Source organism: Gluconobacter sp. P5E10 (assembly GCF_018812145.1).
GTDB lineage: Bacteria > Pseudomonadota > Alphaproteobacteria > Acetobacterales > Acetobacteraceae > Gluconobacter > Gluconobacter cerinus.
Window position 1 is genome coordinate 689,730 of sequence record NZ_JACRVZ010000001.1, and the last position, 15,732, is coordinate 705,461.

The 15,732-nt window shown below is 57.0% G+C and carries 16 protein-coding genes and 2 tRNA genes; 9 read left to right on the plus strand and 9 right to left on the minus strand.

Annotation, left to right across the window (positions count from 1 at the left end; all coding sequences use genetic code 11):
• Positions 1–31 precede the first annotated feature (31 nt).
• Together KP707_RS03095 and lysA are read right to left on the minus strand one after the other, a co-directional pair.
• Positions 32–2,713, minus strand: a complete 2,682-nt coding sequence (locus KP707_RS03095; protein ID WP_211502100.1) for a DUF4175 domain-containing protein — start codon at positions 2,711–2,713, stop codon at positions 32–34.
• Positions 2,706–4,037 (minus strand): diaminopimelate decarboxylase, encoded by a 1,332-nt coding sequence (lysA, locus tag KP707_RS03100; protein WP_211506688.1) that lies wholly within the window; start codon positions 4,035–4,037, stop codon positions 2,706–2,708. The genes KP707_RS03095 and lysA overlap by 8 nt, the downstream gene beginning before the upstream one ends.
• 68 nt (positions 4,038–4,105) lie before the next feature.
• Between lysA and KP707_RS03105 the strand changes: the two genes are divergently transcribed.
• The 3 genes from KP707_RS03105 (at position 4,106) to KP707_RS03115 (ending at position 5,741) form a co-directional block, all read left to right on the plus strand.
• Positions 4,106–4,498 carry a cytidine deaminase gene (locus KP707_RS03105; protein ID WP_202206617.1) on the plus strand — a complete coding sequence of 131 codons (393 nt, stop codon included), beginning with the start codon at positions 4,106–4,108 and terminating at the stop codon, positions 4,496–4,498.
• Positions 4,495–5,187: a serine protease gene (locus KP707_RS03110; RefSeq protein ID WP_211506687.1), complete on the plus strand. Its 693-nt coding sequence runs from the start codon at positions 4,495–4,497 to the stop codon at positions 5,185–5,187. Before KP707_RS03105 ends, KP707_RS03110 begins: the two co-directional genes overlap by 4 nt.
• Positions 5,188–5,315: 128 nt before the next feature.
• Positions 5,316–5,741: a response regulator gene (locus tag KP707_RS03115; protein ID WP_233126240.1), complete on the plus strand. Its 426-nt coding sequence runs from the start codon at positions 5,316–5,318 to the stop codon at positions 5,739–5,741.
• 19 nt (positions 5,742–5,760) lie between these two features.
• Here the strand turns inward: KP707_RS03115 and KP707_RS03120 are convergent.
• From KP707_RS03120 to KP707_RS03130, 3 genes are all read right to left on the minus strand, one after another.
• A tRNA-Arg gene (locus KP707_RS03120) sits at positions 5,761–5,837 on the minus strand.
• A gap of 36 nt (positions 5,838–5,873) precedes the next feature.
• Positions 5,874–5,950: transfer RNA gene (locus tag KP707_RS03125), tRNA-Arg, on the minus strand.
• Positions 5,951–6,013: 63 nt separating this feature from the next.
• Positions 6,014–6,388: a hypothetical protein gene (locus KP707_RS03130; RefSeq protein ID WP_211502103.1), complete on the minus strand. Its 375-nt coding sequence runs from the start codon at positions 6,386–6,388 to the stop codon at positions 6,014–6,016.
• 75 nt (positions 6,389–6,463) lie between these two features.
• Between KP707_RS03130 and guaA the strand changes: the two genes are divergently transcribed.
• Together guaA and KP707_RS03140 are read left to right on the plus strand one after the other, a co-directional pair.
• Positions 6,464–8,086 (plus strand): glutamine-hydrolyzing GMP synthase, encoded by a 1,623-nt coding sequence (gene guaA / locus KP707_RS03135; RefSeq protein WP_174694761.1) that lies wholly within the window; start codon positions 6,464–6,466, stop codon positions 8,084–8,086.
• A gap of 367 nt (positions 8,087–8,453) precedes the next feature.
• The gene (locus tag KP707_RS03140) at positions 8,454–10,004 is read left to right on the plus strand and encodes a M81 family metallopeptidase (RefSeq protein WP_211502104.1); all 1,551 of its coding nucleotides are present in this window, start codon (positions 8,454–8,456) and stop codon (positions 10,002–10,004) included.
• 161 nt (positions 10,005–10,165) lie between these two features.
• Here the strand turns inward: KP707_RS03140 and KP707_RS03145 are convergent, their stop codons facing one another.
• Positions 10,166–10,615, minus strand: coding sequence for a CHRD domain-containing protein (locus KP707_RS03145; RefSeq protein WP_211502105.1), 450 nt, complete (start codon positions 10,613–10,615; stop codon positions 10,166–10,168).
• Between the two features lie 42 nt (positions 10,616–10,657).
• Complete coding sequence (locus tag KP707_RS03150; protein WP_046899613.1) at positions 10,658–11,221, minus strand: HNH endonuclease; 564 nt, start codon at positions 11,219–11,221, stop codon at positions 10,658–10,660.
• A gap of 150 nt (positions 11,222–11,371) precedes the next feature.
• Here KP707_RS03150 and gluQRS point away from each other — a divergent pair, with 150 nt between their 5' ends.
• Complete coding sequence (gene gluQRS, locus KP707_RS03155) at positions 11,372–12,205, plus strand: tRNA glutamyl-Q(34) synthetase GluQRS (RefSeq protein WP_211502106.1); 834 nt, start codon at positions 11,372–11,374, stop codon at positions 12,203–12,205.
• A gap of 62 nt (positions 12,206–12,267) precedes the next feature.
• On the opposite strand, the gene lptM is transcribed toward gluQRS, so the two are convergent.
• Together lptM and argH are read right to left on the minus strand one after the other, a co-directional pair.
• Positions 12,268–12,405 carry an LPS translocon maturation chaperone LptM gene (lptM, locus tag KP707_RS17220; protein ID WP_215751551.1) on the minus strand — a complete coding sequence of 46 codons (138 nt, stop codon included), beginning with the start codon at positions 12,403–12,405 and terminating at the stop codon, positions 12,268–12,270.
• Positions 12,402–13,847: an argininosuccinate lyase gene (gene argH, locus KP707_RS03160; RefSeq protein WP_211502107.1), complete on the minus strand. Its 1,446-nt coding sequence runs from the start codon at positions 13,845–13,847 to the stop codon at positions 12,402–12,404. Before argH ends, lptM begins: the two co-directional genes overlap by 4 nt.
• A gap of 15 nt (positions 13,848–13,862) precedes the next feature.
• On the opposite strand from argH, the gene KP707_RS03165 reads away from it, so the two are divergent.
• From KP707_RS03165 to KP707_RS03175, 3 genes are read left to right on the plus strand one after another with little or no spacing between them, the layout of a single operon-like run.
• The gene (locus KP707_RS03165; protein ID WP_211502108.1) at positions 13,863–14,438 is read left to right on the plus strand and encodes a TlpA disulfide reductase family protein; all 576 of its coding nucleotides are present in this window, start codon (positions 13,863–13,865) and stop codon (positions 14,436–14,438) included.
• A gap of 39 nt (positions 14,439–14,477) precedes the next feature.
• Positions 14,478–15,047 carry a TlpA disulfide reductase family protein gene (locus KP707_RS03170; RefSeq protein ID WP_215751550.1) on the plus strand — a complete coding sequence of 190 codons (570 nt, stop codon included), beginning with the start codon at positions 14,478–14,480 and terminating at the stop codon, positions 15,045–15,047.
• A 34-nt stretch (positions 15,048–15,081) separates the two neighbouring features.
• Positions 15,082–15,717 carry a TlpA disulfide reductase family protein gene (locus KP707_RS03175; protein WP_086634042.1) on the plus strand — a complete coding sequence of 212 codons (636 nt, stop codon included), beginning with the start codon at positions 15,082–15,084 and terminating at the stop codon, positions 15,715–15,717.
• Positions 15,718–15,732: the final 15 nt, after the last annotated feature.

The window sequence follows — 15,732 nt, forward strand, 5'->3', positions numbered from 1 at the left end:
AGAAAATCCGGAGCACCTTTTTTTTGTAGCTTCAAAACGACTTTAGAAGACGTTCCAGATAGTCCAGTTCACCCTGAGGGCGGGTTCTGTCGGAAGCGCGACGACGTAGTTCACGTTCGATATCCCGTGCCCTGTCACGGGCGTTACGATCAGGGATGTGGGCGTCCGAATCCTTGCCGCTCTGACCTTCGCCGAGCTTGCGGCCCAGTGGATCCTGATCCTTGCGGTCTTCGTCCCCGTCGTCATCATCCCCGGCGTTAGGCTGATCGCCTCCGTCACCCTGCTGTCCAGCTTTGCCATGCTGCTGTTGCCCGGAGCCACCACCGCCCATGGAAGGGATGAAACTCAGGCTTCCGCCTTTACCCTGGCCAGACCCGCCGGACTTCTGGCTCTGGCGCATCTGCTTTCCGGCCTCAGACAGATCTGCGAGAGCCTTCTGTTCTGCCGTAAGCGCCTGATCATCCTTCCGGTCTGCCAAGGCCTTGCGAGCATCTTGCATATCCGCTTTTGCCTTGTCGAACGCAGTGGCGGGCTTGCCTGTCAGGTCTTTTACCCGCCGGCCAAGAATTTCATCCACACGAGACAATGCACGCTGGAAGGCATGATCTGCACGGCGCTCAGGCGACTGCGCAGCGACTGTCGCAGGATCAACAGGCGCTACCGGTTTAGGAGATGCTGACTGTTCCATATTCGGCGGCGGCTGCATTCCAAGCTGGCGCAGCAAATCGGCTGTAGACATCTGGCTGATGTCTTCATGGCCGTCCTGCTGGTCAGGCGGCAGAGCGGCCTTGCGGGCAGCAGACAAACGGGCCTGTGCATGGTCCAGCAGGGTCGTTTCCCGATGAACCAGATCATGAAGGGCGGCACGTTGTGCCCGTGCCTCTTCCTGAGCCTTCATCTGAGCCGCGAGGGCTTTCAGATCTTCCGGCGTGGCCTGACGCATATGCTCGGCCATGTCTTCCATCTGCTGGAGTTTACGTAACGCTTCGTCCCCATGTCCCTGCGATGCATCGTTTTGAAGGCGCTGCATCTGATCTGACCATGGATCAGCAGAGCTTGTGCCGGATTGCGGCATCATGATGCCGCTCTGGGCTGCCTTCTGAAAAAGAAGCTGCATGCGGTGGTTAAGGGCGTCCTTGAGAGCTTTCGTGCGCTTCTGAAGTTCTTCCTGTTCAGCCAGAGTATGGCCTTTCTCTCCCAGAGACTGCATGTGATCGAGCTGTTGCTGAACACCCTGCTGCGCTGCACGGACGGCCGCGGCTGCATCCGCAATTTCCGGCCCATCCCGGCGTAGATCATCAAGATACAGAGCCAGTGCCCAAAGCTGCCCCGGCACCTGTTCCGCCGCGCCTTCAGGAGCATTGGACTGCAGGGAAGCAATATCGAGGCCAAGTGGGGCGAGGAGGGCGAGGACATCCGTTGTCTGCGTCAGGAGCTTCAGTTCGTCTGCCGCCTGCTGCGGACGTTCCTGTCCCAGCATCAACCGGCGACGTAATGCGACAATGGCTCGTGCCAGTGGATCCGAAAACTTCCGGGAGCCTAGGCGGAAGTGCACAAAAGCACTGTGGTTTTCCCGGCCGGAGACACTAACGGCATGAAGGCGGCCTTCGACTTCCATTCCGGCAAATGGGTCCGAAGAAAGATCCGGGCGTGCCTCTCCCTTTGCATCTTTGGGGTGTCCATTCAGCGGCACTGGAACACGCACGACGCGGCCTTTGGGCAGGTCAGGCAGTCGGATTTCCGCTTCCAGAGAGGCTACGCCATAAGTCTGCTGAACGTGCCAGGGAAGGCTGGTGCGCCAGTCATCTTTCTGGGGAGCGGGTTTTCCGTCCCAGGTTACGACTGGGGGCAGATCCGGCTCGACGTCCACGCGCCATGAACCCAGCGTACGGCCGCGGGCTTTTAGCGTGACAGTGCCGGTCTGCTGCAACGTCGCTTTTTCGCTCCAGCTCTGTTCGTCCAGACGATCATGACTGATGGAGGTCACCCCCCGAAGAACCGGACGTCCGGATGTGCCTGTGATGGTCGCATTCAGAATGGCGCCCTGAGGAACGTGGATGGGATTGCCCTGCTGCGTTTGCGACAGAAACACTGGCGCGCCGGGAGCGTAGGATGGTCGGTCGATCCAGGCTTGAACGGACGGGAGCGGAATACTGTCGTCATCGACACCGGGCACAAGGCCAGCGTGCAAGCGGGATTGGGAATGTGATCCGCTCAGAACGGCCGCAATGGCAAGGGCTGCGGCGACAGAGGCAAGCCCGAGTTTTTCCTGCGTCGTGACGTCTGGCTTTGGCAGGCTGACCTTAAGCGGTCCTAGAGAAGAAACCACACGTTGAACGTGCTGCGTCCAGATGGCGCCTTGTTCGCCATCTGCTGCGTAGGCGGGGCGGTCTGCTAAGGTCAGAAGGGGCTGGTAGGCCAGGCGAGAGTCGCGCTCGATCCGGCGATCAACCTGAGCATCCGTAGGCTGCGGGATAGTACGCAGGCCTTTGATGCCCAGCCAGAAGGCAGTCCCTAAGACTGTGAGCTCGAAAAGAGCGTGTAACCAGTCAGGCAATGACTGGGGAATGCGGGCCAGACAGGCCAGCAGATAGAATGCCGCGAGAAGCAAAGACCAGCGCAGAGCTGGCCAGGCGTGTTCCCACCACAGAACGCGTCGAGCGCGACGGCGGACGGAAGCTAGGCGAGCTGCTGCGGCAAACGAATCAGCCATGGGCGGGCAGGAGCCAATCCGGAACGGTTTCTGCGGCGATCAGGTCTTCTACGCTCTGTCGCTGGCGGATGATCTCCCAGCGACCATTATCAACGAGAACCTGCGCAGCAAACGGCCGGGAATTATAGGTCGAACTCATGACGGATCCGTACGCTCCCGTATCCAGAAGGGCGACAAGATCTCCGCGCTTTAAGGAAGCGGGCAGAACCCGGTCCTTGGCAAAGATATCGCTGCTTTCACAGACTGGCCCCACCACGTCCCATGGCTTGAGTGCATCGTTAAATGCCGCCGGAGCGACGGGCAGGATACCGTGCCAAGAATCATAAAGCGCAGGACGGGCGAGATCGTTCATTGCTGCGTCGATCACGACGAAATCCGGATTGCCTGCTTTTGTTTCGATCACACGGGACAGCAAAATTCCTGTCGGAGCAGAGAGCCAGCGGCCGGGCTCAATGCTGAGCTCTACCCCAAGGTCTCCAAGTGTTTCGGCAATGACACCTGCCAGCATTTCCGGTGGCGGAGCAATTTCGTCCTGATAGCGAATGCCTAGGCCGCCGCCACAGTCCACTGTTTTGACGGCATGCCCAAGGGCACGAATTTCCCGAACCATATCTGCCAGACGGGAATAGCCCTGGCGGAAGGGCTCGGCCGTTAGCATCTGACTGCCAAGATGAACCGCCAGGCCGAGAAGCTCCACATGCTCCAAAGCAGCAGCTTCGGCGTACAGTTCAACCGCACGGCGATGCTCAATCCCGAACTTGTCTCCTGCGCGGCCCGTGCTGATCTTGTCATGCGTCTGTGCGTCGACATCCGGGTTCACGCGGAGTGCCGCCGGAGCAATCTTGCCACAGGACCGTGCAATATCGTTCAGGCGATAAAGCTCTTCGACGCTTTCGACATTGATCTGCCGGATGCCGTGTTCCACTGCTGCGCGAAGTTCAAGATCCGATTTTCCAACGCCTGAAAAGACGATTCCATCCGGCTTGATCCCGGCATGTAGCGCGCGGGTCATCTCTCCACCGCTCACGATGTCCACGCCATAGCCACATTCGCGAAGGATCGTCAGTGTGGCTTGATGATCCTGTGATTTCATCGCGAAATGGAAATGCACCGGCAAATTGCGGGCTTCAAACGCAGCTTTGAGCGCGTTTGCACGGCGACGCAGAGTGCCTGCTCCCGTGATCCAGCAGGGTGTTCCTGCTACGGCGGCGATGACATGCAGAGGCACGCCTTCAAAAAGAAGACCATCGCGCGCATTGACCTCCAGCGGAGGGCGGCTTGTCAGAAGGTCGTTGAGCGTGAGTTCGGAAGAGAGAGCATTCATGATCTTCCTACCGTATCGTGGACGCTTGGATGTTCCAAGCTGTTCAGACAGGCGCTAGTGTCTGAATTATGATGGAAGAACTGATCTCCCGGGCTCTTGAAGCCCGATCCCGGGCCTATGCGCCGTACTCCCGCTTTCAGGTTGGCGCGGCCCTGCGCTGTGAGGGCGTGGTTCATTCAGGCTGTAATGTCGAGAATGCAGCCTATCCGCTTGGAACCTGTGCTGAAGGCGGGGCCATTTCGGCCATGATTCTTGCCGGGGGCCGACGTATTGAGGAAATCGTGATTGTGGGTGGTGGAGATCAACCTTGCACACCGTGCGGTGGCTGTCGGCAGAAACTCCGTGAATTCGGCTTGCCTGATCTGAAAGTGCACATGATTTCGCCCACAGGAACGTTGCTCCTGACACGCACCCTCGCAGAGTTGCTGCCTGACGCATTCGGTCCGGACAATCTGGAATGAAATACTGGCCCTGTTTTCTGGGACTGCTGGTGGTGGGAACGGTCTGTGCGCAGCCTCTTCCGTCTCTGCCCGGTCTTGGGGATGGGGCCAGACGTGAACTGATTGACGTCCGTGCGGCACCTTGGCGAATTCTGGGGCGTGTACAGACTGAACTCGGCGCTAAATGTACGGGTTTTGCCGTAGCTCCCAATGTGGTCATGACGGCAGCTCACTGTCTCTGGCTGCCGAAAGCGCACACTTATATACGGCCGAGCGATGTTCATGTGCTGATGGGATACTCGCGGGGCTCATACCGCCAACACGCCCATGTTGTCCGATTCATTATCCCCCCCGGATACGACCCGAAAAACGAATCCGCTACTGGGGCCAGTGATCGGGCAACACTGTTGCTGTCGGAACCAGTCATCGCGACGCGGGACCTGCTTCCGGCGATTCCTGTGCAGGATGGCGCAAGGGCAATGCTGGTTGGGTATTCGCAAGATAGAAACGAAGTGCCTTTCGGCGATCTGGACTGTCATATCAACGGAGTGACAGTCAGTGGTCTTGTCCATCACGATTGCGAGGCGACAAAGGGAGTGAGCGGCGCTCCGCTTCTGCTTCAAAAGCCTGACGGAACGTGGGGTATCGGCGGGCTTGCTGTCGCGGCAGATGTGGGGCCGGGTGGGTTGGCTGCCCCACTTGTTCCTTAGTTGATGGCAGAAGAATTTTCATAATTCTGCAAACATCGCCTGCATGACGCGTTTGAAGGATCGGGAAACATCATCTTTGGTGTTCCCCACTCTTTATTCGGTCCGGAAAGGGGCACTTTATGTATGTCATGGCAGGGAAAGGAACGGCGTCTGTCGGGCAGTCTCGTGGCATGCATGCGAGCAACGCCTATCTGACGCATCGCAAGAATGTTCTGGTTGTTGAAGACCAGGCCCTGTTGCGCTTTCTGGCTGCGGATATGCTTGAAGACGCCGGCTATAACCCGATTCTTGCTGCCACTGCCGATGAGGCGATGGATATTCTTTCCAAAGGTGAGACGGTCGATCTCGTCTTTTCGGATGTGAACATGCCCGGGCGGCTCAACGGACTGGATCTGGCTGAGACAGTTGGAGCTCGCTGGCCGCAGATCGGCGTTGTACTGACGTCAGGTGCTTATCTTCAGGAAAAACGACCTTTGCCAAACAAGGCGATGTTTCTTCCCAAGCCATATGAATGGGAAGACGTCTATCGTGCCCTGAAAGCACTGCAGCACTGATTTTTGTGAAGATGTTGTGTGGTGCACCCGAAAGGACTTGAACCTCTAACCCCCAGATTCGTAGTCTGGTGCTCTATCCAGTTGAGCTACGGGTGCGAACACTGTATGTTTTTGGCAGAGCCAAAAATAAGATGGTGCACCCGAAAGGACTTGAACCTCTAACCCCCAGATTCGTAGTCTGGTGCTCTATCCAGTTGAGCTACGGGTGCGTCTTGAGGCGGGGTTTTACAGGCGGTTTCAAAACCTGACAACCCCCCTCTGAAAATTAATTTCTACTTTCTTGTCATGGTGATGTGAGCACGGCAGGCACTGGAACCAAAAGTGCCACCAATCGCCTGACCAACGGGATATCCGTTAAAAACTAGCGCGGTCGTACGGCCATTCATGTCCTTGCTGGCAAGCTCTGCGTGATAGTGATGAACGCCGGGCTGATAGATGCCAGAAAGCACTTCAGAGCCATCTCCCGGTGTGAAAACGATCTTTCGCCCACGAATATCAAGTGTGGACGTGCGTTCCGTCGGGCAGGAGCCCTGATCCGTGACGAGAGCGCCTACCCAACGGCCTGATGGATCATTTCCAGGATCAGGAGTGGCGCAGGCTGCCAGAAAAGCCATGGCAGAAAGAGAAAAAAGAGCAATCGGACGCATGTTGTGCCTGTCCTGTGATGCAGAATGGATGACGCAGACGACACAACACCTTATAGGAGAGCATCAAAAGGCACCATGAACACGGAACGCGAGGCCATCACATTGACCCAGCAGGACGCCAGCACCGTCGCGAAACTCGACGAAACACTTCACGAAGACCGTATCCTCATTCTGGATTTCGGCAGCCAGGTAACGCAGCTCATCGCCCGCCGTGTGCGTGAAAGCGGTGTTTACTGTGAGATCTGGCCGTTCACGGCGACGGACGAGAAGATCCGTGAATTCAATCCGCGCGGTATCATTCTGTCTGGCAGCCCTGCCAGCGTCCATGACGAAAATGCTCCGGCGATTCCGGAAATCGTCTTTTCACTGAATCGCCCGGTTCTTGGCATCTGCTATGGCCAGCAGGCCATGTGCCAGAAGCTGGGCGGCAAGGTCGAAACGCACGAACATCGTGAATTCGGTCGCGCTTATATCGACATCGCTGAAGATTGCGCCCTGTTCCGTGGCGTCTGGGCACGCGGCAAGCGCGAACAGGTCTGGATGAGCCATGGCGATCGCGTCACGCAGCTTCCGCCGGGCTTCCGCGCTGTTGCCTATTCGGAAGGGGCTCCGTTCGCGATCATCGCCGATGAAGGCCGCCGCCTGTATGGTGTGCAGTTCCATCCGGAAGTCGTGCACACGCCGCATGGTGCTGCGCTAATTCGCAACTTTACGCACAATGTAGCGGGTTGCAGCGGCACGTGGACGATGGCTGGCTTCCGTGAGCTGGAAATCGCTCGTATCCGCAAGCAGGTCGGGGACGGCCGCGTCATTTGTGGTCTATCCGGTGGTGTGGACAGCTCCGTGGCTGCGAAGCTGATCCATGATGCTATTGGCGACCAGCTAACCTGTATTTTCGTGGATCCAGGCATCCTGCGTTCCGGGGAAGCCGACGAAGTCGTTAAGACGTTCCGCGGTCGCTTCAATATCCGTCTGGTTCACCGCGACGCATCTGACCTGTTCCTGAGTGAACTTGCAGGTGTCAAAGATCCGGAAATCAAGCGGAAGACCATTGGTCGTCTCTTTATCGAAGTGTTCGAGGAAGAAGCTGCAAAGCTTGGTGGCGCACAGTTCCTTGCTCAGGGCACGCTCTACCCAGACGTGATTGAAAGCGTCAGCTTTACGGGTGGCCCGTCCGTTACCATCAAGTCCCATCATAACGTTGGCGGCTTGCCGGATCGCATGAACATGCAGCTGGTCGAGCCTCTCCGCGAACTGTTCAAGGACGAAGTTCGTGAACTGGGGCGTGAACTTGGCATTCCGGAACATATCGTGGGCCGTCATCCGTTCCCGGGGCCGGGGCTTGCTATTCGTATTCCAGGTGAGATCGACAAGGAAAAGTTGGATCTTCTGCGGAAGGTGGATGCGATCTACCTAGAAGAAATCCGCAATGCCGGCCTGTACGATGCCATCTGGCAGGCTTTTGCGGTTCTGCTTCCTGTGCGGACTGTCGGTGTGATGGGCGATGGCCGGACCTATGATCAGGCCTGCGCTCTGCGTGCCGTGACCAGCACTGACGGCATGACCGCTGAAGTCTATCCGTTCGACTTCGCGTTCCTGAATCGTGTTGCTGGCCGTATCGTCAATGAAGTCCGGGGTGTTAACCGCGTGACTTACGACATTACGTCCAAGCCGCCGGGAACAATCGAGTGGGAATGAGGTTCTAAACCTCTGTCATTTGGAAAGGCCTGTCCCGAGAGGGACGGGCCTTTTTTTTTATGATCTTGCCATCAAGGCGGCCATTTGTTTTGCCTCGCGTCAATTTAACGTGCATTGCGACATTAGTTTTTGTAGCAAAACAATATCGATCTCGTTCAGACTTTCGCATGTTCGTGTCATCGCCATTTTCTGGCGGACAAAACAAGTGAGGAATTGCCGGTGTCAGGCACGGTGACAGTTCGAAGGCCGGTCCATTTTTTGCTTAGAGGCGCCTGCAGCGAAGTACTCTGGGCGGGCCTCCGCTTTAAGAGAGCTGCGACAATTCCGGCTTTTTGAACATCTGGACAATAGGACGAGGGCTAACGACGTGCGTCGCAGACTGATCTTGAAGATGCTTCCAGCGGGTCTACTGGCATTACGAGGGCAGGGGTATGCCCAAGATCGTGGAAACGGGCTGATACCAGCTTTTAAAGGTACGCCCCGGATTGCCGTGGGTGGGATTGCGTCAGAATGCAGCACTTACAGCCGTATTCGCTCCCGCATGCCGGAGTTCACCACGCTCCGAGGTGATGAGATTTTTGGAGCGCCGCTGTCCCAGCCGCTGCATCGTTATGATTTTGACCTCTTGCCGACCCTGGAAGCATCCGCACCACCAGGCGGCCCAGTTGAGCGCAAGACGTATGAGGCTTTGAAAGCAGAATATCTTGAGCGTCTGCGCAAGCTCCTACCGCTGGATGGTGTTTACCTGGCTATGCACGGTGCCCTGAGTGTCGAAGGCATGGATGATGCGGAGGGGGACTGGTATGCCGCAACGCGCTCTGTCGTCGGGCCGGATTGCCTGTTGTCCGCCTATTACGATCTTCACGGCAATCTCAGTCAGCGCAGTGTGGATACACTGGATGCTCTGACGGCATACCGCACGGCGCCGCATGTTGATCGTATCGAGAATGTCATGCGGGCTACGGATATGCTTACGCATTGTCTGCGTTACGGCCTGCGCCCCGGAATTGTGTGGGCAAGCATACCGGCGCTGCTTCCGGGGGAGCAGAGCAGCACAGAATGGGAACCGGGACGCCGCCTGTGGGCAGATCTAGCGGAATATAATCGGCTTCCGGGTATTCTCGATGTTTCCCAACTGGTTGGATATGTCTGGGCTGATGAACCCCGTTCGGCTGCATCCGTGGTTGTCACAGGTACGAACGTCGAAGAGCAGAAACGCATCGCTACGGAACTGGCGCAGCGATACTGGGACGCACGACACGACTTTCATTTCGGCACACCAACCGGAACGATCGATGAGTGTCTCAGCCGTGCGATGTCGTCAAAAACGCATCCCGTGGTCATTTCAGATTCCGGAGATAATCCGGGCGGTGGCGGAAACTCTGACCAGACTTTTTTCCTTCAGGCTTTGCTAAAGGCTGGCGCGAAGAATGTTCTGCTGGGTGGCATGACGGATCGGCCTGCAACGGATGCCTGTTACAAGGCGGGTGTTGGCGCAGTTCTTCCGTTATCTATCGGCGCGACTTTAGACCCCGTGATGTGCAAGCCTGTGCATGTCCGCGCGACTGTGAAGCATCTGACGCCGGTCTCGCATCCCGATGAAGGTGAAGCTGTCATTGAATTCAATGGCATCACGGCGACGCTTTCTGCTCGGCGGCGTCTGTATCATTCCGCAGAAGCATTCCGGGATATTGGGCTGGAGCCAACCAATTTCAGTATTGTCGTTCTGAAATGCGGGTATCTCAACCCAACCATGAAGCCGCTGGCGAATCCGGCGCTCATGGCGCTTTCGCCGGGGGCAATCAATCAGGATATCGTCAATATCGGTAATCATCGCCGTAAACCGACGTGGCCCTGGGTGCCCGATCTGACGTACACGCCGAAACCTTATGTGTCGGCTCGAATTCATCGCAGCTAAGGAAGGTAGATAGAGGGGGGGAGATCTTCTCTTTATCCGCATAAAACTACGCCTCGAGTGACTGGATGGTCACCTGAGGCGGGTATAAACGCTCGTTAAGCTCTATCCAAAATAACGGCCTGCTTCGGAAGAAGCAGGCCGTTGTCTAGGCTGGAAAGACCTTAGTGTTCCATATGGTGCTTGTGGCCCGTCAGCTCAGTCGTGAGCTGGGCGCGGGCCTCACCGGATGGGAATTTTTCCGTGTGCAGGTTGATGTAGCTTTTGCCAGCCAGCACGTCCTTCACCTGATCTGCAGTCAGTGTCAGGGTTCCCGTCATCCGGGTCTGGTAAGGGCCAGGGATCGGCGCAATTACGCCGGCATCTTCACCCTCAGCTGCCGGACCATGCAGGTGGATTGCATTGACCGGACCTGTCAAACCGTTGTCTTCGAAACGGTACGTCAGGGTGTTTTTGGTTGTGTCTAGCATGGCAGACGCAGATCCCTTGATCGGGGATGTTGCGCCATGTTCGCCCTTGAACGGACCAAAAAGATGGATCGTTTCAGCAGAAGCAGGCAGGGCTGTAACAGAGAGACCCAGCGCGAGAGCGGTAACAAAGAGACCTGTACGCATGGAACGTGATCCTTGCAGGAGTTGGAGACACTAAACGTGGTGTCAGGTCTCCAGTTCAGTGTTCCAGTACAGATAATCACGCCAGCTTTCGTGAAGATAGTGGGGCGGGAAGGTCCTCCCGTTTTCCTGAAGAAGGCGGCTGCTGGGCTGATCGGGTTTTCGGTGGGGGTGCATGCCGATCTCGCTGGGGAGGCGGGAGCCTTTAAGGAGATTGCAGGGGCTGCAGGCGGTAACAACGTTCTGCCAGGTTGTTTTTCCCCCTTTCGCACGGGGGATGACGTGATCGAAGGTCAGCTCATGTGTTGGCAATCGATCATGGCAGTACTGACACGAAAAATTGTCCCGTAAGAAGACATTGAATCGTGTGAAGGCGGGTTTTCGTGCTGAAGGAATGTAATCTTTCAGTGCGATGACGCTGGGAAGGCGCATGGCCATGCTGGGAGAGTGAACGACGGCGTCTTCGTACTCTGATAGAACGGATACCCGGTCCAGAAACACAGCCTTCACGGCTTCCTGCCATGACCATAGCGACAGCGGAAAGTATGAGAGCGGACGAAAATCCGCATTCAGAACAAGAGCCGGAAAATGCTGACTACTGACAGGCACCACGCGCTTCCTTTTTTGAAGGACGGCACATGCGGGAACTTCGGCGTAGAAAACTTAAGACAAACGCCGATAAACATGCGTCGTCGGCTTCTTTGAGATGACTATTTCAGTAAACTTCATGAACTGCAAGAAAACCCTGATGAAAGCTTGATGACGCTGTCTCCTGTAACGCGCTTTGCGCCCAGCCCGACTGGTTTCCTGCATCTTGGACATGTTGTGTCTGCCCTTCACGCGCGTGCGTCCGCCGGACAGGGTGGGCGGTTTCTTGTGCGGATTGAGGACATTGATACCGCGCGGTGCACATCAGCTTTTACCGATGCGCTGGGCGAGGATCTGCAATGGCTGGGGCTATGGTCGCAGGAACCTGTGCGTCAACAATCCCGGCATCTGGCGGAATATGCCCATGTTTTGACTGAACTCAGGAACAGGGAGCTTCTCTACCCCTGCGTTTGTACACGAGCTGAAATTGCTGCGGCTTCTACGTCTTATGCTCCAGACGGAAGTATTGTTTACCCGGGCACATGTCTCTGTGGCGGCCGATTAATATCCGGGCGTGTGCCAGCCTGGCGCCTGAACATGCAGCGCGCGCTTGATGAGCTTCAGGAAGTTCCGTCTTGGTACGAAGTGGGGCAGGGAAGAATTTCTGGCCGCGCTGACGAATTTGGAGACGTTGTGCTGGCCCGACGGGACACGGGTGTTTCCTATCACCTCTGCGTCACGCATGATGATGCCAAACAGGGTGTGAACTGTGTCACGCGTGGTCGGGATCTGTATGGCGCAACATCCATTCATCGTGTTCTTCAGTGCTTGATGAAATGGCCAGAACCTCACTATCGCCATCATGCCCTTATCAAAGACGCAGGTGGCCAGAAGCTCTCAAAACGGAATGGAGTGGAAGGTATTCGGACGCTGCGTGCTGCTGGATGGACTGCCGAGCAGGTTCTGGCTCATCCGCTCGTGCTTCAAGCACTCGCGGAGAGCTGAAATCATGGGATGACCCAGCGGAGTGGGAGCATCCCATGAAAAGTGCTTACCGGAGCAAAGTGCTACTCCGCAGGATAGCTCCGCGGGTATGTGACGTCAGAGTCTGGGCCCGGTGGGCGTGGCGCCCCTTTCTTTCCACAGGCACTCAGGCTGGTGCTGAGAGCGAGAAAAGTCAGACTGAGAATCAAAAAACGTTTCATGTCGTCTCTCCAAGTTTGTTCAGCCAGGCCTGAGCTTGGTGCTGAACGTTGGACGGAGCCGTGCCGCCAAAGCTGGTGCGGGAGGCGAGGGAAGATTCAACCGTCAGAACATCAAAAATCCCTGCAGTGATGCCTGGTTCCACAGCCTGCATTTCGGCAAGGGACAGATCAGCCAGATCACAGCCTTTCTGTTCAGCCAGGCCGACCAAACGGCCTGTAACGTGATGAGCCGTCCGGAAAGGCACGCGGAGTTCACGCACCAGCCAGTCCGCCAGATCTGTGGCGGTGGAGAAGCCCATGCCTGCGACTTCACGCATCCGGTCTGTGTTGGGCTTAAGGTCCCGGATCATCCCGTCCATGGCAGCTAGGGACAGTGTCATGGCTTCTGTCGCGTCAAAGACAGGCTCTTTGTCTTCCTGTGTGTCCTTTGCGTAGGCTAGCGGCAGGCCCTTCATAACAGTCAGCAGGCCAACGAAATTCCCCATAATGCGGCCGATCTTGGCGCGCACCAGCTCAGCCGCGTCGGGGTTACGCTTCTGCGGCATGATGGACGAGCCGGTCGTGAACGCGTCCGACAGGGTTACGAATCCGAAAGGAGCAGATGCCCACATGACGATTTCTTCAGCCAGTCGCGACAGATGCATAGCCTGAAGAGACAGGGCTGACAGGAACTCCAGAGCGAAATCACGGTCTGAAACGGCGTCGAGCGAATTGGCCGTCGGGCGATCAAAATCCAGCGCTGCTGCCGTCATTGCACGGTCGATCGGGAAGGACGTTCCAGCCAGAGCCGCAGATCCTAGCGGACATTCGTTCAATCGAGCCCGTGCATCGCGCAGGCGTCCACGGTCGCGTGAAAGCATTTCGACGTAAGCCAGAAGGTGATGGCCGAACGTTACAGGCTGAGCGACCTGAAGATGCGTGAAGCCGGGCATCGGCGTTGCGTGATGTTCCAGTGCGCGTGTCGCAAGGGCGCGCATGAGGGAGGCGGTCTGTTCCTGAAGGCCGTCAATCGCATCACGCACCCACAGGCGGAAATCTGTGGCCACCTGATCATTGCGGGACCGTGCCGTGTGCAGGCGCTTGCCGGCTTCGCCAATCCGCTCGGAGAGGCGTGCCTCAATGTTCATGTGAATGTCTTCGAGGGCAGGGGAGAACTCGAAGCGTCCTTCGCCGATTTCCTGTGCGATATCACCCAGACCCTGCCGGATTTCCGCAAGTTCGGTTTCCGTCAGAAGGCCGACCTTCTGAAGCATCGCTGCATGTGCGAGGGAGCCGCGGATATCCTGACGCCAGAGGATTTTATCAAAGCCGATGGAAGCGTTGATCTCACTCATGATCGCAGCCGGTCCGGAGGCGAAACGGCCACCCCATTGCGGGTTTGCAGCCGTACCTTCAAAGCTTGAGGCAGGATCGGTTTCTTTTTCGACAGGAACGTTTTTCATGATAACCGTAACAGGATGAAACAGAAGCAGATCGACCGGCGAACCCTTCTTTCAGGAGGCCTAAGCCTAGCTGCGGCGGCCAGCCTGCGCAATTCCGCACGTGCTGAAGATCGCCCGAAACCGATTGTTCCGTCTCTGGAGCCGGGGGCGGCACGTCTTGCTCCGCTGGAATTGAAGCTTCAGCGGCCCGAGGGCGGCAGTCGTGCCTTGTCGGCCTGGCGTGGCACGCCATTTGTTCTGCATGTCTGGGCAACCTGGTGTGCGCCCTGCAAGCATGAACTGCCGCAACTGGACGCCTTTATGAAGGCGCTTGGGGACGACAGCCCTATCGTCCCGGTCGCCATGGCCAGTCATGGGCCGGATGCGGTCGCTGCGTTTCTTAAGGCGCAAAATCTGACCCATATTGATCCGTGGTCTGCGGATGCTCATGAATTCCAGAGCTGGCTGGGTGATAAGCCGCTGAGCTTTCCTTCTACCTATCTGATTGATGCAGAGGGTCGTCTTCGCGCGGTGATTGAAGGCGAAACGGACTGGGAGGCGCCAGAGAGTGTGGCGCAGTTCAGAAAAGTTATTGCAGCTTTGAAAAAGTAATGGTGTTCTGGCGAAAGTGACAGCAGAACGAGTGATTTGATGGCAGTGACGATTGGTCGGCGTGGATTTATTGCGGGCGTAGGCGGTTTAAGCGTGGCTGCCGGCCTCTCTGGCGCCGCATGGGCTGGAAAGCAGGAAAATCTTCGTTCGGTCAGGAATTTGGCGCCAGGTAAGCCGCAGCTTGAGCCCGTAGCGCTGCAACTGATTGGCCCAGCAGGGGCAACGCAATCGCTGGCCTCGATGCGAGGTAAGCCGTTCCTACTGCATGTGTGGGCAACGTGGTGCGGTCCTTGCAAACAGGAGCTTCCAAAGCTCGACGCTTTCTGTGCTTCCCTGGGAACAGACTGTCCCATCATTCCCGCTGCTGTAGCCAGTGGCACACCGGAAAAGGTTGCGTCATTTCTGGATGACGCGGCTCTGAAGCACATCCCGGCGTGGACGATGGACAAGGCTGCTTACAAAGCATGGTTGAAGACATCCGATGTCGCCATTCCAGTCACATACCTGATTGATTCGTCGGGTCGTGTTCGGGCTGCGGCCGAAGGTGGCGTGAACTGGTCCGCCCCTGATGCCGCACGTCAACTGCACGACGTTCTTGCCGGAATCTGATTTTAATTTTCTGACGACACCAGGAATTCCACTGATGACTTTTTCTTTGACCCGCCGTGCCGCGCTCGCAGGAGCCGCCGGACTGCTCGCTTCTTCCCGTGTTTTCAGCGCTTCAGCTGAAGACAAAGGCATACCTTTTGTCCCGAATTCATTCGGCGTTCTGGCCAAGCCTCGTGCCCTGCCAGTGCTCTCTTTCCAGAATGAGCAGGGGCAGGAAGTCCCTTTGTCGCATTGGTTCGGAAAACCCTTCGTTCTGCACTTCTGGGCGACCTGGTGCCCGCCATGCATTCGCGAACTTCCGTCCGTTAACGCGACGGCCAAGGCTCTGGGTGCGGATGGGCCACAGATTGTGACGGCAGCCGTGCGCGGCAGTACGGTGCCCAAGGTCCGGGCCTTTTATGATGCACACAAGATTGACGCCCTGCCGCTTCTCGTGGACCCGACGTCCTCTGTAATGATGGAAACGGCGGATCAGGATGCTCTTGTGGCGTCTATCAAGCATGTACGTCCGGACGATCTGAAAGATCTTACGCCAAGTGTCATGGCGCTGCATGGCGTGCCCCGGTCCCTTCTGCTGAACGCCAAGGGTGAAGTTGTCGCCGAGGCCATTGGGAATATGGACTGGTCTGCCGATGCGGTCCGCCATACCCTGTCCGTCCTCGCAGGCTAACAACGTAAAGAGTCG